The following is an 18,917-nucleotide window of genomic DNA, read 5'->3' on the forward strand; positions in this document are numbered from 1 at the left end:
TCTTTTTTCTTACATTCTTTTAATGATTTGTTCCACAAGGGTTGATGATCTTTGTGCGGCAAGCTTTGTAAACTCAACAAAATTCACATTGGCTTCTCCATTCGCTTTATCCGAAATCGAACGGATAATGACAAATGGGATATCATTTAAAAAGCATGTTTGTGCTACCGCTGAGCCTTCCATTTCAATGCAAACTCCATCAAATTGAGCATGGTACTTTTGCACCAATTCCGGGTTGGCGATAAATTGATCACCGCTTAATACCCGCCCTTTTAACACTTTAATATCTGGAAAAATGGCGGTTGCCTGTTCAGCAAGTTCGATTAAGCGTGGATCCGCTTTAAAGTCGGAATCATAAGCAAACATCGGAATGGTTCCTTGCGGGAATTCGGGACTCAAGTGTGAGGCATCCATATCATGCTGCATGGAGCTAGTTGAAATAACAATATCGCCTATTTCAAGATTCGGATGAAGGGCTCCCGCCACTCCCGTAAATACGATATGTGTGACTTGAAACCGATCAATTAATAGCTGTGTCGTGATCGCAGCGTTTACTTTTCCTACCCCTGATTTACATAAAACAACTTCTTTATTTTCAAACGTTCCTTCATAAAACTTAATTTTTGCATACGTACTTTCCCCATAACAATCAATGGATTCTTGCATAAATGCGATTTCTTCATCCATTGCGCCAATGATGCCAATTTTCAATCGTCGATCCTCCATGTTTCCTTATTCTTCACTTTGCCTTTTAGTTGAACCTCTAAACAAAATGCGGTGAGGCAGAACGACCGTTGCATTATCCACATGTTCTTTGTTCATAAATTTTGTTAAGAGACGCATGGCGACTGCCCCGATATCGTACATAGGCTGAACGACCGTTGTCAAAGTAGGGCGGACCATCGTTGCAAGCCTTGTATTGTCAAATCCAATCACTTCAAGGTCACCAGGAATGGTCAATCCGTTATCCTGTGCACCATGAATTACACCAAGAGCCATTTCGTCGGTACCAACGAAGACAGCAGTCGGCTTATCATCACTTTGTAAAAATGTTTCGATCGCTTCAATACCTGAATCGTACGTATAGTCACCAACAAAGATATGTTTTTCGTCAACAGGTTTTCCGGCATCTTCATGTGCTCTGCGGTAGCCCATCATTTTATAATGCCCGTTAATTGGGTCATCAAGAGGTCCCGCGACGAGATGCACCGTTTCGTGGCCGGCATCCAATAATGATTTCACTGCATCATATGCCGCCTGTTCATAGTCGATATTCACTGATGGAATTTCTTCATTCATATCAACTGTTGCCGCTAATACAATCGGAACCGGAGATTTCTTAAATTCATTTACATGTTCAGACATAATTTTCCCGCCCATAAAGACGATTCCATCCACTTGCTTACCAAGCAGCGTATTAAGTAAATGAATTTCTTTCTCTTTGTTCTGGTCCGAGTTACATAATATAATATTGTATTTGTACATTGTCGCTATGTCTTCAATCCCCCGTGCTAATTCTGCAAAGAAAATGCTTGATATATCGGGGATGATGACACCGACTGTTGTCGTTTTTTTGCTGGCAAGCCCTCTTGCCACCGCATTAGGACGATAACCAAGCCGTTCAATAGCTTCCATCACTTTCTTTCTTGTTGAAGGTTTTACATTTGGGTTTCCATTAACAACACGAGAAACAGTTGCCATTGATACACCTGCTTCACGCGCTACATCATAAATCGTTGTATTCAAAAATAATCCTCCTTTAAACATTCAGGTCCAATCAACCGTATGTAATATTATTGATATCATACAGTAAAGTAGTAGTGGTAGCAACGTAAAGCCAACACTTTTAACGATTTCTCCATATTTTTATTCCTTTAATTTATAGTCTAAACGAAAAAAAGAGGAATATATCCCCTTTTTAACCTATTTTCTCTTCTTTTGCTTTGCCAAGCTTCGAATATGTAATATTCCAATGAGAATCATGCCATATCACTTGATTGTTTTTAAACAAGAGCACTTGAGGCGATTCATGTTTTACCTTGTATGTTTCGGCAATTTCATTAGAAAGCGGTCTTGCATCCTGGACATTAAGATAGTAAAACGGAATACCTTCATGATCGTTTGCAAATTTTTCATACTCATCATAAGCTGCCTGGCTAATTGGGCAAGTTGTACTATTTTTAAGCACGAATACAATGTCTTTTTCGTTTACTGCTTGATTAAATTCCTCAGATGAAAGTAATTTTTGTAAAGCCATTCCTTTTTAATTCCCTCCATAGACTTTATAAATACAAATAGGTGAGGAAGAAATTAATCTCCCTCACCTATCATTCCACATTTATTCAGGATAAATCAATACTTTTGCTCAACAAGATCTTTCTCACGAGAGACCTCATCTTCAATCTTATTCTCTACTTCAATATAAGCGTCATTTGCTTTCTCTTTCACTTCTTCGCCTTTTGACCGCCAATTGCTGATGTCGCGGCGAATGTTTGAAGTTAATTCTTTCACCTTTCCGGCTACCTGGTTAGATTGCTCGGAAACGGTATTAACAATTGCAGATGACTTTTCGCGAACTCGTGAAGTAATTTCACTGCCTTTATCTTTAATTTGAGTCGCTTGTTCACCTATGTTAGTGCGCAGCTCTTTTCCGGATTTTGGAGCCAAGAGCAATGCAGTTGTTGCTCCTACAATACCACCTACCAGTGCACCAATTAAAAAATCTTTGCTGTCAATTTTTTGATTGTTTTGATTGTCGCTCATCAAACTCCTCCTTTTAAATTTGATCGGATTTCTTTTTCTTTCTCCAATTCTCCCATAACTCTATAGCTGCGTTGCCCCATTGAACCACCTGGGTAACTTGATTTGACTGCCGCTCGGCCCCTATTGAAATTTGATCAGAGACCCTGCGGACAGATTGGTTCACTCGATTCAATGAATTCCCAAAATCCTTTACCGCCAAAAAGACTGAATTTACAGCTTCTGATTTTTGCTGAATGTCTTCCGCTAATTTGTTTGTTTTGTTCAGCAATTGAGCCGTCTCGCTTGTTACATCTTCCAAATGCGATTCTAATCTTTCGACTGTTTTTGCAACATTGTTTAATGTGCCTGTCAATGATTTTAATGTTTTAGCTATAAAGTAGACTAGTACGGCAAAAGCTAAGGCGATAACTGCGACACTTACGTATAAAATGATCATTCTAACGAGACACCTCCATACTTCTTTTCAATGACATTAAAATAAAAAGGCTTCCTGGGTGAACAATAGAAAGCAACAGTATATTCAACTATTACCCCATATGCAGTCCGATAAACCTTATTCATTATTATTCTATCGATAAATTTAAAATCCTGCCAACTATTCGTAATAAACATTACAAATTTATTAAATTAAGATAAAATAGAAATGTATGTTTATTTCACTATGGGGAGGCAATAGAATGAAAGATCCACGCATTGGGCAATTAGCCAAAAATTTAATTACATATTCCGTACGTCTGCAAAAAGGGGAAAAGATTTTAATTGAGAACTTCGGCCTGCAAAAGGAACTTGTTAATGCCCTTGTTAAAGAAGCATATGCGGCTGGCGGCCATCCATTCGTTCTTTTAAAAGATAACTCCGTATTGCGCGAACAGCTTCTTGGCGCAAATGAAGAACAATTTGAATTGATTGCGAAGCAAGAAGCGGATTTAATGGCGCAAATGGATGCGTATATCGGATTGCGCTCCGGAGACAACATCGCAGAATTGTCCGATGTTCCGCCAGAACGAATGAAAATTTATGAACAAACGGTTGGCGAAAAGGTCCACCGCAAAATTCGCGTTCCGAAAACGAAATGGTGTGTTCTTCGTTATCCTTCCGCGTCAATGGCCCAGCTTGCAGGTATGAGTACCGAGGCTTTTGAAGACTTCTATTTCGATGTTTGCAATCTTGACTACAGCAAAATGAATAAGGCAATGGATGCACTTGTTGAATTAATGGAAAAAACGGATCGCGTTCACATAAAAGGGTCTGGAACAGATTTAACATTCTCGATCAAGGGTATCCCTGCCATTAAGTGTGCTGGACATGCGAATATCCCGGACGGCGAAGTATACACAGCTCCGGTCAAAGATTCTGTCAATGGAACGATTTCCTATAATACGCCTTCACCTTATCATGGATTTACCTTTGAAAGCGTTCAATTAACCTTTGAAAATGGAAAAATTGTTAAGGCGACCGCAAATGATACGGAACGAATTAACAAAATCTTTGATACAGACGAAGGTGCCCGTTACATTGGTGAGTTTGCGATCGGTGTAAACCCTTACATTTTACATCCGATGAAAGATATTTTATTCGATGAAAAAATCGATGGCAGCTTCCATTTCACACCTGGCCAGGCATATGACGAAGCCTACAACGGAAATGATTCAAACATCCACTGGGATATGGTCATGATACAACGTCCGGAATATGGTGGCGGTGAAATTTATTTTGATGACCGTCTCATCCGTAAAGATGGCCGCTTTGTCATCCCAGAACTTGAGGGGCTCAACCCGGAAAATCTAAAATAACAATAAAAGGGAAGAAAGACAATGCACATAGGTCCTTCTTCCCTTTGGATTATGCTAATGCTTTTTCATAAGCTTTTTGGAACTTTTGAATATCTCCCGCGCCCATAAATAAAAGGACACCAGCATCATATTTTTTCAAAATATCGATTCCTTCTTCTGTTATCACTTCAGCATTCGGAATTTTCTTTTGTAGATCGTAAATCGTTAAAGCACCAGCGTTTTCCCTGGCGGAGCCAAAAATATCGCACAAATAAACAGCATCCGCCTGTTTTAAACTCTCTGCAAATTCATCAAGGAACGTTTTCGTTCTTGTAAAGGTATGCGGCTGAAAAATAGCCACTACCGGACGGCCGGAATATTTATATTTGGCCGCTTCAATCGTCGCCTTAATTTCCGTTGGATGGTGGGCATAATCGTCGATCACTACTTGAGCCCCCACAGGCTTCTCGGAAAAACGCCGTTTGACTCCCTGGAATGTATAGAGCCCATCTTTTATAGCTTCAACCGGTATATGTTCATAGTGGCAAAGCGCAATGACTGAAAGAGCATTCAGCACATTATGGGTGCCATATCCTTGAATCGTAAATGTATGGAAAAACGAATTGCGAATGTAGACATCAAATGTCGTACCTTCTGCCCCGCGGCGAATATTCTTCCCTTGAACATCGTTATCGTCCTCAAGACCGTAAAAAAGAATAGGGACCTGTGCGTGAAGTTTTTGCAAATATGGGTCATCCCCATAAGCGATAATTCCTTTCTTCACTTGCATCGCCATCTGCTGAAACGCATCAAACACGTCGTCAATATCTTTAAAATAATCGGGATGGTCGAAATCAATGTTCGTCATAATGCAGTACGATGGCTCATACGCTAGAAAATGCCGGCGATATTCACAGGCTTCATACACAAAAAAGTCACTGTCTTTTACCCCTTTACCGGTACCATCGCCGATCAAAAAAGATGTCGGTTTTGCACATTCCAGCACATGGGCCAATAGCCCGGTTGTAGACGTCTTTCCGTGAGAACCGGCAACACCTATACTTGTGAACTTTTTCATAAAGTCCCCGAGGAAATGGTGATAACGGTAAATCGGTAAACCAAGCTCTCTTGCGGCAATCAATTCTTCGTGATCGTCGCTAAACGCATTTCCCGCGATAATCGTCTGCCCTTCTTTTATATTTTCTTTCTGAAATGGAAGTATCTTTATCTTTCTCTCTTCCAGAGCTTGTTGTGTGAAAAATACTTTTTCAACATCCGAACCTTGAACATCATGTTTCATATCGTGCAGAATTTGTGCCAGTGCACTCATTCCTGTACCTTTGATTCCAACAAAATGGTATTGTGTCATTTAAAGGACCTCCGCAGTTACACACCTTCTCAAAAGGTCTAATTTATATGTGTTAAATAAGACGCGGCCCGTTTTGATAAAAAGGACTCACGCGTCAGTAATGGCAGCATTACGTTATATAAAACCGTTTACTTTTTCTTTAGTATATGACTGCCAAAAGTATAATGATATTCGATATGTAGTGAACAACTCACTATTTATCATTATAGCAAAAAATAAAGTCCATCACCATACGATGATGGAACGCATCCAGCTAAAGATGCTATTCGACTTTTTCAAGCCGAGGATTCGGCCGGTAAAATCTCCCCGATTTCGCTTGATGAATCCCGTTTAACAATACATTATCCCCTGTAAAGGCGATGTTGATTTTAAGCAAACTACTGCCAACGCCGTAAATATCAACGGGAACATTTAGTTTTTCAAATTGAGTAATTCGATCTTTTGTAAATCCTCCGCTCACTACAATTTTCACATGGTGATATCCTTCGTCGTCCAGTGCTTTTCGAAGAGCGAAAATAAGCTGTGGATTGACGCCGCGCGGATCGAAGTCACCAAGAACATGCTGGTTCCGGAAAAAATATTGATCGACCATCGTCCTTGATGTATCGACTCTGACTCCTTTAAGCGTATCCCCGAACTCTCTAGCAAGATTTAAGCTATCTGTAATGACATCATTGTTATAATCGACGAGTGAAATAAGCTCATCTTCTGGATACATTTCATGGTAGGCTTTTGTCGCTGCAACGATATCCCCTTCAAAAAGCTGAATTAAAGCATGGGGCATCGTTCCCATCCCTTGTTTGCCCCACCATTCGTTCATCGCATGTGTTGCCTGGGCCGTCGAGCCGCCAATATATGCGGCATAACCATCGCCAGCCTGTTGCGAAAAATGGTCATCCCGATCACCCATAAAAATGACCGGCTTTTGTACCCCCGAAATACTTGCCGCCTTTACAACATTATACACGTTCGTCGCCACCGAAGTTCTACGGGCAAGAATCCCGTCAATCATTCCTTCAAGGAAACCGAAATATTCATATGGGCCGGTAATCGTCATCACCGTCTCAAACGGTGAAATTTTGTCCCCATCCTTTAAAGAATAAATTTCTAGCTCTTCTGGATTTTTGGCAAATGTTTTAACAAGAGCAATCGCTTCATCTGTTCCGCAAAGAACAGCATCGTTTTTTTGAAAAAATTGCATGGTCACAACATTGCCCGGTTTAAATTTTTTTACAATCTCACACGTTTTCAAAAAATATACCGCGGAAAACCAGCCATCACCTACACGCTCATCAAACTTAAATGTCCGATTGGTAAGCCGCTTTATCTTTCCTTGAAGCTTCATTTCTATTTCTTTCATCATAAACTCCTCATTATCTATCGCAACGTAACGCATTTATTTTTTCTTAAAAACTTTCATCCTTCTTATGATATATAACTGGCGGGAAGAAAACAAGAAAAAGCTGATTGTAAATACAACCAGCTTTTTACACTTCCATTTCACTGTACAATTTGTTTTCAAATTCTTCCTGGCTAATGAGGACATTCCTCGGTTTGCTTCCCATCGCTTCTGAAACGAGGCCAAACGCCTCCATCATATCAATTAGCCTGGCCGCCCGGTTGTACCCGATTCGGAATCTTCGTTGTAAACTGGAGGAAGAAGCTGTCCCCATTTCAAGGACATAATAACAAGCTTCTTCAAATAAATCGTCCTCCTGATCAACCGTTTGATTGGTTTGAATTAATTCTTCCCTGCTAAATAAGTATTCTACATGCGTTTGCTTTTTTACATATTCAGTGACGCGCTCAATTTCCTCGTCCGAAACAAAATTCCCTTGAATGCGAACCGCTTTGTTTGAGCCGTTTTCCATAAACAACATATCCCCGCGGCCAAGGAGACGTTCCGCTCCGCTCATGTCAATGATCGTACGCGAATCGACGGCTGATGAAACGGCAAAGGCGACACGTGTAGGAATGTTCGCTTTTATGAGTCCGGTAATGACATCTACGGATGGACGCTGAGTTGCAAGAAGCAAATGAATGCCGCAGGCCCTTGCTTTTTGCGCAATCCGGCAAATCGCCTCCTCTACATCATGAGGTGAAACCATCATTAAATCCGCCAGCTCATCGATAACAACTACGATAAATGGCATTTTATTGGCCTCGTGCTTCTCGGCTTTCATTTTTTCATTGTACCGCTTAATATCTCGAACCCCTGTCTTTGCGAATTCCTCGTAACGGCGTTCCATTTCTTCCACGGCCCATTTGAGTGCCATTGTCGCTTCTTTTGCATCTGTAATGACTGGTGTAACGAGATGCGGAATTTGGTTATAAGGCGCGAGCTCTACGATTTTCGGATCGATAAGAAGAAGGCGAACATCATCCGGAGACGCCTTATACATCAGTGACACAAGAATGGAATTAATGCAAACGCTCTTTCCGGACCCGGTCGCCCCGGCAATTAAACCGTGCGGCATTTTTTGCAAATCGGTCACAATCGGCTTGCCAGAAATATCAAGCCCTAGAGCTACTGTCAAAGGCGAATCGCTCCGGCGAAATTCTTCACTCTGGATAATTTCTCGTAAAAACACCGGCTGGCTGATCCGGTTTGGCACCTCGATCCCTATCGTGTTTTTCCCCGGAATCGGCGCTTCTATCCGGATGTCTTTGGCTGAGAGACTTAATTTAATATCATCGCTTAAGTTCGTAATTTTGTTCACTTTCACCCCCGGGGCCGGCTGAACTTCCATTCTTGTTACTGATGGACCTTTCGTTAAATGAACGACTTTTGCATTAACATTGAAGTTATCAAGCGTCAATTGCAACAATTCCCTTTGTTCTTCAAGCCAAATGGCGTCATCTTCCGCCTGCTTTGGAGGAACATTTAACAGTTCAAGTGAAGGAAAATGGCCTTTCGGGACTTCTCTTTCACTCATTTTTTTAAATGGAACGGTTATTTCCTCACCTGTTTGTTTTTGTTTTTGGATTTGCCGGTCTTTTTTTAACATCATCACGTTAAATGGAATGTTCGTTCCACCGCGCTTCGGCTGGTCCCGTTTTTCTTCTTTTTTGGCTATTAAAGAGGATTCTTCTTTCGTTTCATTATTCACGGCAGATTTCTTCATTTCTCCGGAATGCATGACATTGGCGCCATTATTCTCTTCTTCCATCCTTTTAGCCAATGGAAGTATGTTCTGCCCGGATACCACTTTTTCTTTCTTGGATAGATCCTGTTGAATTTCTTCTGCGTGTGGCTCACTTTCAACACGAGCCATCTTCACTGCTTCGGGGATCTCGTCTTTTGTAACAGAAATTCCATCCTCTTTTTTGTTATTAATTTCCTCAACCCGCTCTTCATCTCCCCCGGTCGTTTCATCAAAGACGTTACGTTCATCGGCAGGTTCGGCTTCAAAGAGCAAACCTTCGAATTGCTCTCTATCTTTATTTAACTCGTCCAGGGTAGTTTCTTCCAAACTTGTTTTTACATCATTTGTTGATTGGATTCCGTTCTCCCTTGGGCGAAATCCATAGACGGGAGATAAAGCCCTTCGTTTTTTAGTTTCACTGGATAAATCATTGGCTAGTTCTTTGCTGTCTTCGACTCTTTTTAAGTTACGGTTGCCGAATCCATATACCGGAGACGGAATTTCTGTCGGCTTAAAATTCGTACCGGAGTATTTTTTAGTCTCCTTATGTTCGATTTTACTTTCTTTTTTTTCCGGCGCCTCATACTTTTTTTCTAATGGCTCTGGACGATACGGAATTCTTTTTTCATCAGGAATTAACGGAAACCGGAAATTTCCGTTTGGGTAATGATGGACCATCTTTGCCTTTGCTTGTTTTTCTTGATTTTGAATCCTTCCAATACTCCGGGTAACCCGGGGCTGATTCGGCTTCACTTTCATTACTTTATGTATCGCTTGATCTCGTTCATCCGGCTCTGAAGGCTCGTCACCAAATAGCAGATTCATTAATTTTTTATACCAGGGCATTTTTTCACCTTCTTTTCGTACCGTTTATTTTTGTTTACTGAATGTTAATTTTAAGAAAAACCACTAGATTTCTCTAGCGGTTTTTCGATTGAAAAAAATCGGTTCCTACTTGAGCATCCTCTGGAAGCACGAGAATCCCTTTTTCTTGAGGAGCATTTGGTAAATCTAGTTCTTTTGCCGAACAAATCATACCAGATGAATCGACTCCTCTTAAAGAAGCTTCTTTAATTACTAAGCCGCTCGGCATAATCGCTCCGACCCGGGCAACGACAACTTTCTGCCCTTGCTCCACATTAGGTGCCCCGCAAACAATTTGCAGCGTTTCCTCACCGATATCAACTTTACAAATGCTTAATTTATCGGCATTCGGATGTTTTTCTTTTTCTTTTACTAACCCGACAATAAATTTCGGACGTAAGTCGGCTTTCAATTGGTCATCAAATCCATTTTCAGACAAAATACGATTGGATAACTGAACTACATCTTCCATCCGCTCAACGGGACCGTTTCCTTCCACATGACCGTAATTGGATACGTGAAAAATATTGTAGCCCACCGTTTCATTGGTTTCCTTATGGAATATGCGGACGACATCGCCTTTTTGTTCTGTCGCACGGTCGTCAAGTTCGATAGCTTTTAATTGAATGAGTAACGTGTCTCCTATTCCATCTTTGTTATAGTAAATGTTCATTTACGATCTCCTTCCATTTCATCAACAGGTCTATTTTTTGCAAGTATAAATATCGGCTCTAACTCGCCTTTTTCATAGATGAACGGCAATGCAGTAATTGGCACGCGTCCATTCATGAAAAATTGCATCGCCATCTGCCCTAAAATATCATACCCTTGATCATTTTGAATGTCAGCAAAAATTAACACGTCCTGATGTGGGATGCTGACCGCAAGCGTGCCCGAGACCTTCTGTTCCATTTTCTCAAGCAAGGAAGAATTAATGATCCTGCTTGCATCATAGCCGTCGTTATAGTTAATAAAATAAAAGGTGTTCCCGGCGACAACGTCTTCTTTCATTTCATTTTCGAGTGAGCGGATGTTGAATAACGCCATTTCTTTCAGCTGTTTTAATGTTAAACCTTCTTGATCTGCCATTTCCTTTGTTAAAAGACGATAGCTCTTCCCGAGATCAAGAGCAAAAAAGATGCGGGTTTCTGCCGTATGATCTTCATAAAGCAAAACTTTTCCTTCGGTTGTTTCTGTTGGAAACGAAGTCGATCGAATAACAGGATAAATATTCTTTCGGCTAACGTTTGTCATTTGCTGTTTGCTTGCATTTAACGCCTCTTCTACTGTGTATACCATTTCGTCGATAAAACGGTCTTTTTGTCGTTCCCATTTAACGACAAGCCCTGAAAGTGAAAGGGTGATTCCTGTTTTCGTTTCTTTATTTTCAACTCGAAGCTTTTCCGATTCCCGGTCATATGTTATCGTCCATTCCGGACGGCAAAGTCTTTCCTCTAACGCCTTTTTCAACTGGATTGGAGAACTCATTACTAAAACCTCCCCTTTTTCAAACGAATAAAACCCCCTATAAGGAGGTTTTATTTGGATCTTAAATACCTTCATTATACCATTCTTTTGCGGGCTTATTCAGCGGGAATTGATAATCCTTCCAAAAATGAAGTGATTTGTTCCTTTGTTTTTCGTTCTTTATTCACATAGCGGCCAACTTCTTTCCCGCTTTTAAATGCGACAAAGCTTGGAATGCCAAAAATGTCCATTTCCTGGCAAAGTTCGATATGTTCATCCCGATTGACATAAACGAACGTAAAGTCTGAAAATTGTTCTTCAATTTCAGGCAAAAAAGGTTTAATAAAAACACAATCCGGACACCAATCAGCCGAAAATAAGATGACCGTCACGTTATCGCTATTTAAGTAAGATTGCAATTCCTCTCTGGATTCAATCGTTTTCATATTATTTACTCCTCTCAAAATTCCTTATCCTATACTTTGACAGTACCAAAACAACCGGGAATAATCCACTCATTTGCAACGAAATTCCGAAATTGTTATCAAGAAGATTTCAAAAATACCGATATTATTAAAGGGAGGGATCATCATGGACAAGACGATAAAAAAACGCGTTCGCATGATGCTGCTTATGGGGCTCGGCGGAATGCTTGTATTGCTTTTATTTATCGGTATTTATGTTCTTTTCAGCACAAAAATGGAACAGGAAAAAGCATCATTTCAAAAAGCTAACGCAAATAGCAAAAATATAGACCTTCAACTTTCAAAGATAAGAAAAATGGAACAAGAATTTTTGAACCACCCTTCACAAGAGCAACAAAAAAAGGTGAAAGATGCTCTTCTTACTTTGCAAAAAAACGTGCAAAACTATGCAAACACTTCTAATCGTGAGGATCAGAAAAACTTTAAAAAGGTAGTAGACGAACTAAATCAATATGAACAATCGTTTAACTCAACCGCATCAATGTCGAAACAAATCGACCGCCTTAAGGCATCCATGAAGCAAATTTCAACTGACTTTGAAAAGGCTGTTCACACGATCAAAAATAAAGAATTGTTAACCCTCTATTTAATGTTGCAAAATGATGAGAAAGATTTTTTGTTAACGGTTGATGATCAGGCGATCGGGCAATTTAAAAAGACAGCTCGCAAGTTTGATCGTAAAGTCGATACGATTCAATCGGTTCCACAAAAACAATTATCGGAATTTAAAACGAAAATGTTAAAGTATACAATGGCAGCTGATACAATTCAAACGTCTTCAAAAACGATAAAAACGATGGAAACCCGATTTGAAGCAACCGCGAAAAATGTTGAAAAAATGGTCGACGCGATTCAAAAAAGCAATGAGAAACGTTATGCTCAATTGATCAACAAACAGAACATTACAAAAATGGTGTTAGTTATTATTCTCATTAGTTTAAGCGTTTTAATGATTGCAGGTTTATTCTTTGTCGGCTTTAAACTTAGCCGCTCTATCACTTCTTCAATTGCAGCCTTAAAAAAAGGGGCAATGGTTATAGGCGGAGGGAATCTTGCCTTTCGGGTCGAAACAAAGACAAAAGACGAGATGGGAGAGCTGGCAGAAACCTTTAATATCATGGCGAAAAAAATGCAACGTTCCATGCGTGAGGTTCAACTTGCGGCCAAACAACTTGCAGCAAGTTCCCACCACCTGGCAGCCATTTCTGAAGAAACGACCGCACAAAGCGAAGAGGTTTCCGCATCAGTGGAGCAAGTAGCGGCAGGTGCTCAAACTCAAGCTGAACATTTGCATGAAAGCACCATTCTTTTAAACGGAGTAACCGAAGCCATTTATGAAACGGCTAAAGTTAGTGAACAAATTGCTAACGATTCAAATCAGGCAAAGGAAAAAGGCAGAGCAGCTATGGAAATCGTCGAGCAGCTGAATGAACATTCTGAGCAGTTTCTATCACTTGCGAATACGATTATTGCCGAAGTTCAAAGGGCAAGTAAACAATCGAAGCAAATTCACACGATTGTTTCCACCATTCAGGAAATCGCTGATAGCACCCATTTACTTGCCCTCAATGCGGCGATTGAATCTGCAAGAGCAGGGGAAGCGGGAAGGGGATTTGCTGTTGTTGCAACCGAAGTTCGAAACCTTGCGGAACGGTCAAAAAACGAAGCACGCCGCATTCAGCAGCTTGTTCAATCAATCGGGCAGCAGATGGACAATCTCGCAAAAGAAACGGATCATTTCGAACAATTACGTTCTGCTCAGTTAACAGCGGTAAAGAAAACAAAAAATGCGTTCGAAACTATATTAACGAACGTAACAGCGATCAATAAACGAATTCAAGAAGTGCAACTTGCTCAATCGAAGGTACAACATGCGAATAACGATTTAACAAATAAGCTTCATGAAGTAAGCGCGATTTCACAAGAATCGGCAGCGACAAGTGAACATGTCACAACTTCAAGCATTTATCAAAAAGAAGCGATTAATGAAGTTAGCCAATCCGCGAATCGATTACAACAAATTGCTTCCGTCCTTCAACAGGAAGTAGAACAATTTTATCTCGGCGAGAATCTTGAAGATTCCAGCCTGCAAAAAGAAGAGGATAGTATGAATGAGGCGGCGGCTTCTAACGAATTGCTTCTTGATGCCAGGCAGAGGGAAGAAGAGGCTGTAGCTTCCGTAAATCCTTCCAATGAATAAAGTAAAAAACGGGCTGATTGAATGGTCAGCCCATTTTGCATAAATATTGCCCGTATAGCATTTTTACAATATGAACAAACATTTCATCACGAGAGATGATTCCGTTTGTAAAAATGCCGATTGCCCCTTCTTTTTTACTCACATTTTGATCAGAAGTGAGCTCGGCCATAACATCTCCTAGTTCGCTCCCATTATAAAGTGCAGCCGCAATGGATTCAGGTAAAGGTATTTTTGCACCGCTTGCAACAAAGGTATTGCCATAACTGTCGACAAGCGCTCCCCAATTGCACAGATAAAGCACGTCCCCCATTCTGGTAACCCCGCCTTCCAGGCCAATCCCTATTTCGGCACCCTTTTCTACACACTTCTTCGCCCTGTTTACAGCACCACGTTTCGTTTCTTCGTCGGAAAACGGCTGAGCGGAAACGCCTGATGGAACTTCAAAGGAAACTATCTCTTGATTCAAGACCTGCTTGACTGCCTTTACTTTTGCGGGATTTTTTGATCCTATTGCAATCATCGATTTCGAGCTCCTTCTAGAAAAGATAACCATTGGCCGGCCCCTTTATCTGCTTCGGATGGAGTCGACCGTCGCCTTGTCTGTTGATTTTACTAATTGTATTAATAATTCTTTTGCTGCCGCATAGTCGTCAACATGAATGATAGACGCATGCGTATGAACGTAACGGGAGCAAATTCCTATAACAGCTGAAGGAACTCCCCTGCCAGTCAAATGGACGCGCCCTGCATCCGTTCCGCCCTGGGAAACAAAGTATTGGTAAGGGATATGATGCGTTTCGGCCGTATCCAATACAAAATCTTTCATTCCTTGATGGGTCACCATCGAACGGTCAAGAATTCGCAATAATACTCCTTTGCCAAGTTGGCCAAACTCATCTTTATCCCCCGTCATATCGTTAGCAGGACTCGCATCAAGCGCATAAAAAATGTCCGGCTCAATCATTGTGCTTGCCGTCTGTGCCCCGCGCAAGCCTACCTCTTCCTGCACAGTTGCACCCGAATACAGTTCATTCGGAAGGTCTATTCCTTTCAATTCTTTTAAAAGCTCAATAGCAAGTCCTACACCGTAACGGTTATCCCAGGCTTTTGCCATTATTTTTTTCGGATTGGCCATTGGTGTGAATGGACATATCGGGACAATCATTTGACCTGGTTTAATGCCTAACTTTTTTGCATCTTCCCTGTCATCGGCTCCCACATCAATATACATATTTTTAATATCCATCGGTTTTTTCCGCTGGCTTTCCTGCAGTAAATGAGGCGGCGTCGAACCAATCACACCGATGACAGGGCCGTTATCTGTAATGATTTGAACCCGCTGGGCCAACAATACCTGGCTCCACCATCCACCAAGCGTTTGAAAGCGAAGCATTCCATTTTTCGTTATATTCGTAACCATAAACCCGACTTCATCCATATGACCTGCCACCATTACTTTCGGACCCTTCCCGCGCCTCACACCGAAAATACTGCCAAGTCCGTCCTGAATGACCTCATCCGCAACCGCTTCCAATTCTGTGCGGACAAACTTCCGAACTTCATGTTCGAAACCTGGTGCACCCGGCAGTTCAGTTAACGTTTTAAATAATTGTAAAGTATCGCTATTCATAGTGACTCCTTTCCCTTACGGAAGTATGTATACACTTATTTTAACTTCCTTATAAAGTTTTTACTATTGATTTGCTACAGGAGAATCTTCGACTTTGGTATACTGAAAAAAAGCAGGCTACTTGCTTAAAAAGGAGTGAACATGGGATGAACACTAAAAAATGGCTTATAGCCGGAGCACTGGGGTTCGCAATTGGCTATACAATCGCTCAAAAAAATCGGGAGCTTATTTCTCCAGAACGTGCATTAAAACGATTAAAAGAATCCGCCCAGAAGAAATTCACAGTAACCGGTTCATGGATTCATGTTAAGCCGGAGTCGATTGAGCGCTTCAAACTCCCTTATACCGTTTATCGCGGCGGAATTTCCACTTTGGAAAATAACCGGTTAAACCAATATGAATTCCTTATTGATGCAAAAAGCGGATCCATCCTGGAACTTTCAGCTATCAATTAGAAAAAAGCACCGTTTAGCGTGAAACGGTGCTTTTTCCTGTTAATTAAACGATTTAGATTGGTTATAGACGTTGTTTTTAATCTTCCATTCCGTTGAAAGATATTGACGTTTTTCCCATACTGTCATTAAGAGAATCGGCACGATAAGAATAAGAGCTAACAATAAGCAGATGACAACGGAATCACGGTGTTCCCCTTTTTGGTCTTCATGCGCTTTTACATAGCTTTTAAATTCAGAACCGATTTTCGCTGTTTCTTGATCGGTTAACATTAATTTTTTAGCCGGATTATACGCAACAATATCAGTATGTGATGTTACAAAAATGTTGTCACGAACCGTTTTATAATGAGCAACCGCAACAACGACTTGATCAGTTTTTAGCTCTTTATCTTCGTTGGAAACGGTTTGTACGTTGTCAAACGTAATGGAGCCTTTTTTCAAATCATAGTGTTCTGCTTTAAGTCCTTTTTCAATCGCTTTTTCCATGCCGGCAGGTACTGAAGCTGCTGATGCTACTGATACAAATGAAAAAATAAATACAAATGCAGAAAGAGCTGCAAATAATTTCTTTTTCATACATATCCCCCTCAAATATATATATAAAATCAAAATACTACCATTCTTTGTACTTCTCCATCATACCACAAATTTATCATTTTCTAACTAACAGTTTTCTGGAAAAAATGTGACAGTTTTATAAACCATTCATTAAAATATGATAAAATAAAGCCTTCTTTACCGTGATCGGGTTACTTGATCAATGATCGTTCCATCCTCGTCCCATTTGACCGCCCGATAAATCGCATCGTGGTAAAACATATACCAAACGTTTGGCTTGATCCATTTTTGCTTTGCGAAGATGGAATCCATCGGATAGTCATCATAGGCTAGTACCCAGAGCGGGTTATAATGAGCATGAGTCGGCATTAAATCGGCCATATGCATCACTTTCTCACCACCCGTATCAATTGAAATAATACTGTGGCCATTACTATGACCGCCGGTATGAATCATCTTTAATCCATCGGCCACTTCCAGTTCATCCGTAAACGGTTCTACTTGATGCTGAATCGGCTTCCAGTTTTCTTCCCAATATGTATTTCTCGAACGGATATTAGGCTCTCTCATTTCATCCCATTCGGTCTTGGAAGTGTAAATGACAGCGTTCTCAAAAACAGGAACTAGCTTTCCATCTTCCCATTTCGTAAGGCCGCACGCATGGTCAAAATGCATATGTGTCATCAAAATAATATCGATATCTTTTGGCGTTAAGCCAAGCTTTGCGAGACTTCCTTCAATCGACGATTCTTCGATGACCCCATAGTTCCGCTTTTGCTTATCGTTTAATTTTCCTTTGCCAATACCCGATTCAACCAAAATCGTCTTTCCGAACCCTTGAAGTAACAAAGGGTCTGTACGAAGTTCGATCTGGTTTAATTCATTCACCGTATATTTTTTGCTCCATAACGGCTTCGGAACGACACCAAACATGGCACCGCCATCCATAAAAGTGACGCCTCCATTTAACCAAGTTACCGTCATTTTCCCTATCGTCCACTGATCCATCATTCTTCCCTCCGGCTCACCGGCTTCAAAATAAGCCGTTTTCTCTATAGAAAATTCTGAATTAAGTGTAACACAGTTTTACGATAAAAAAAATAATCCGGAATGCCGGATTATTTTTTTGAACGGAAGACAGCTTCCACTCGATAAATGCGAAAGCCTTTTTGTGAAAATTTTTCTTCATATTCGGTCATGACATTACCTTCAAAATCACTTTTATGAAGATCGAGGCTTATATTATTTAAGATCATTCCGTATTTTGAAAAGCTGTGCAATGAATATTCAAATAAACCTTGATTGTCGGTTTTAAAATGAATTTCTCCATTTTCCTTTAAAATGTGTTCATAAATTTTTAAGAAATTTTCTGAAGTAAGCCTCCGCTTTTCATGTTTATTTTTTGGCCATGGATCAGAAAAATTCAAATAAATTCGATCCACTTCAGAAGCCTCAAATATATCCGGCAACTTCAATGCATTTTCACGAATAAGCTTCACATTCGGAATACCGGCATTTAAAATGTTATCTAAAGCTGAAACGAGGATACTATCATAAATTTCCATTCCAATATAATTAATTTCCGGATGCAACTTGCCCATACCAGTAATAAACTGGCCTTTTCCCGTTCCGACTTCAAGGTGAATCGGATGTTGATTAGAGAAAAATTCCTTCCATTTCCCTCTTCTCTCTTCAAGGTGTTGTGCAACAATTTCAGGATGTTGTCTTAATTTATCTTTCGCCCATGGCTTAAAACGCTGACGCATTCATCATATCTCCTTTTACATTACAGTTCCCTTCGCATTTTAACATGAAAAAAAGAGAAACAAAAGAACCGGTAAATCTTTACCGGCCCTTTTTTGAATAAACATTTGCATATTCCATAATCTATTATCAATAATTAAAAGGTGGTGTATACAATGCCTCTTGACTACCAACATCAACTAAATTTACTTCGAGACTTATTACAAGATCATCAAACCGATTGCAACGGAACGGCAGCCGAATGCGCCCAGTTGCAACGATTAGCCAGACAGTTAATGAACCATGGCGATGTTCATGAAAAAATTAAAGAAACACTGCAATCCGTCCATGATTACAGTTATGTGGGCGCAACTCACCAAAAGTTAGATGACCATATTTATCAACATCAGACCCATCTTAAAAATTGGGTAGACACCATTGATTCCCACCATGCATTTTAACAAG

At 40.5% G+C, this 18,917-nt stretch carries 20 protein-coding genes; 4 read left to right on the forward strand and 16 right to left on the reverse strand.

All coding sequences use genetic code 11. The features are described from left to right. Window positions 1-9 precede the first annotated feature (9 nt). From H538_RS0104630 to H538_RS0104650, 5 genes are all read right to left on the reverse strand, one after another. Window positions 10-711, reverse strand: a complete 702-nt coding sequence (locus H538_RS0104630; protein ID WP_026676611.1) for a 5'-methylthioadenosine/adenosylhomocysteine nucleosidase — start codon at window positions 709-711, stop codon at window positions 10-12. 21 nt (window positions 712-732) lie between these two features. Next, the gene (gene ccpA / locus H538_RS0104635) at window positions 733-1,746 is read right to left on the reverse strand and encodes a catabolite control protein A (protein WP_026676612.1); all 1,014 of its coding nucleotides are present in this window, start codon (window positions 1,744-1,746) and stop codon (window positions 733-735) included. Window positions 1,747-1,918: 172 nt separating this feature from the next. After that, entirely contained in the window at window positions 1,919-2,257 is a 339-nt protein-coding gene (gene ytxJ, locus H538_RS0104640) for a bacillithiol system redox-active protein YtxJ (RefSeq protein WP_026676613.1), read from the reverse strand. 95 nt (window positions 2,258-2,352) lie between these two features. Beyond that, window positions 2,353-2,763 carry a YtxH domain-containing protein gene (locus tag H538_RS0104645; RefSeq protein ID WP_026676614.1) on the reverse strand — a complete coding sequence of 137 codons (411 nt, stop codon included), beginning with the start codon at window positions 2,761-2,763 and terminating at the stop codon, window positions 2,353-2,355. A 13-nt stretch (window positions 2,764-2,776) separates the two neighbouring features. Continuing rightward, window positions 2,777-3,199: a DUF948 domain-containing protein gene (locus H538_RS0104650; protein WP_026676615.1), complete on the reverse strand. Its 423-nt coding sequence runs from the start codon at window positions 3,197-3,199 to the stop codon at window positions 2,777-2,779. Window positions 3,200-3,440: 241 nt separating this feature from the next. Between H538_RS0104650 and H538_RS0104655 the strand changes: the two genes are divergently transcribed. After that, window positions 3,441-4,556 carry an aminopeptidase gene (locus H538_RS0104655; protein ID WP_026676616.1) on the forward strand — a complete coding sequence of 372 codons (1,116 nt, stop codon included), beginning with the start codon at window positions 3,441-3,443 and terminating at the stop codon, window positions 4,554-4,556. Between the two features lie 49 nt (window positions 4,557-4,605). Here H538_RS0104655 and murC read toward each other — a convergent pair whose 3' ends face one another. From murC to H538_RS0104685, 6 genes are all read right to left on the reverse strand, one after another. Further along, on the reverse strand, window positions 4,606-5,904 hold the full coding sequence (gene murC, locus H538_RS0104660; protein WP_026676617.1) for a UDP-N-acetylmuramate--L-alanine ligase: 1,299 nt from the start codon (window positions 5,902-5,904) through the stop codon (window positions 4,606-4,608). 262 nt (window positions 5,905-6,166) lie between these two features. Continuing rightward, window positions 6,167-7,264: a nicotinate phosphoribosyltransferase gene (locus H538_RS0104665; RefSeq protein WP_026676618.1), complete on the reverse strand. Its 1,098-nt coding sequence runs from the start codon at window positions 7,262-7,264 to the stop codon at window positions 6,167-6,169. A gap of 127 nt (window positions 7,265-7,391) precedes the next feature. Then, complete coding sequence (locus tag H538_RS0104670) at window positions 7,392-9,896, reverse strand: DNA translocase FtsK (RefSeq protein WP_026676619.1); 2,505 nt, start codon at window positions 9,894-9,896, stop codon at window positions 7,392-7,394. A gap of 73 nt (window positions 9,897-9,969) precedes the next feature. Continuing rightward, window positions 9,970-10,587 carry a YtpR family tRNA-binding protein gene (gene ytpR, locus H538_RS0104675; RefSeq protein ID WP_026676620.1) on the reverse strand — a complete coding sequence of 206 codons (618 nt, stop codon included), beginning with the start codon at window positions 10,585-10,587 and terminating at the stop codon, window positions 9,970-9,972. Then, the gene (locus H538_RS0104680) at window positions 10,584-11,402 is read right to left on the reverse strand and encodes a DUF1444 domain-containing protein (RefSeq protein WP_026676621.1); all 819 of its coding nucleotides are present in this window, start codon (window positions 11,400-11,402) and stop codon (window positions 10,584-10,586) included. The genes ytpR and H538_RS0104680 overlap by 4 nt, the downstream gene beginning before the upstream one ends. 95 nt (window positions 11,403-11,497) lie before the next feature. After that, window positions 11,498-11,827: a thioredoxin family protein gene (locus H538_RS0104685; protein WP_026676622.1), complete on the reverse strand. Its 330-nt coding sequence runs from the start codon at window positions 11,825-11,827 to the stop codon at window positions 11,498-11,500. A gap of 145 nt (window positions 11,828-11,972) precedes the next feature. Here H538_RS0104685 and H538_RS0104690 point away from each other — a divergent pair, with 145 nt between their 5' ends. Then, window positions 11,973-14,066 carry a methyl-accepting chemotaxis protein gene (locus H538_RS0104690; RefSeq protein WP_026676623.1) on the forward strand — a complete coding sequence of 698 codons (2,094 nt, stop codon included), beginning with the start codon at window positions 11,973-11,975 and terminating at the stop codon, window positions 14,064-14,066. A 25-nt stretch (window positions 14,067-14,091) separates the two neighbouring features. On the opposite strand, the gene H538_RS0104695 is transcribed toward H538_RS0104690, so the two are convergent. Together H538_RS0104695 and H538_RS0104700 are read right to left on the reverse strand one after the other, a co-directional pair. Next, window positions 14,092-14,586 (reverse strand): DUF84 family protein, encoded by a 495-nt coding sequence (locus H538_RS0104695; RefSeq protein ID WP_035350074.1) that lies wholly within the window; start codon window positions 14,584-14,586, stop codon window positions 14,092-14,094. Window positions 14,587-14,631: 45 nt separating this feature from the next. Next, on the reverse strand, window positions 14,632-15,696 hold the full coding sequence (locus H538_RS0104700; protein WP_026676625.1) for a M42 family metallopeptidase: 1,065 nt from the start codon (window positions 15,694-15,696) through the stop codon (window positions 14,632-14,634). Window positions 15,697-15,842: 146 nt separating this feature from the next. On the opposite strand from H538_RS0104700, the gene H538_RS0104705 reads away from it, so the two are divergent. Continuing rightward, a complete protein-coding gene (locus H538_RS0104705) occupies window positions 15,843-16,151 on the forward strand; it encodes a PepSY domain-containing protein (protein WP_026676626.1) in 309 nt (102 codons plus the stop codon). A gap of 39 nt (window positions 16,152-16,190) precedes the next feature. On the opposite strand, the gene H538_RS0104710 is transcribed toward H538_RS0104705, so the two are convergent. The 3 genes from H538_RS0104710 to trmB form a co-directional block, all read right to left on the reverse strand. Further along, window positions 16,191-16,727, reverse strand: coding sequence for a hypothetical protein (locus H538_RS0104710; protein ID WP_026676627.1), 537 nt, complete (start codon window positions 16,725-16,727; stop codon window positions 16,191-16,193). Between the two features lie 159 nt (window positions 16,728-16,886). After that, entirely contained in the window at window positions 16,887-17,717 is an 831-nt protein-coding gene (locus tag H538_RS0104715; protein ID WP_026676628.1) for a YtnP family quorum-quenching lactonase, read from the reverse strand. A 110-nt stretch (window positions 17,718-17,827) separates the two neighbouring features. Further along, window positions 17,828-18,475, reverse strand: a complete 648-nt coding sequence (gene trmB / locus H538_RS0104720; RefSeq protein ID WP_026676629.1) for a tRNA (guanosine(46)-N7)-methyltransferase TrmB — start codon at window positions 18,473-18,475, stop codon at window positions 17,828-17,830. 153 nt (window positions 18,476-18,628) lie between these two features. Between trmB and H538_RS0104725 the strand changes: the two genes are divergently transcribed. Beyond that, the gene (locus H538_RS0104725) at window positions 18,629-18,913 is read left to right on the forward strand and encodes a YtzH-like family protein (RefSeq protein ID WP_026676630.1); all 285 of its coding nucleotides are present in this window, start codon (window positions 18,629-18,631) and stop codon (window positions 18,911-18,913) included. The last annotated feature ends 4 nt before the right edge of the window (window positions 18,914-18,917 follow it).

It is taken from the genome of Fictibacillus gelatini DSM 15865 (assembly GCF_000430745.1).
GTDB lineage: Bacteria > Bacillota > Bacilli > Bacillales > Fictibacillaceae > Fictibacillus_A > Fictibacillus_A gelatini.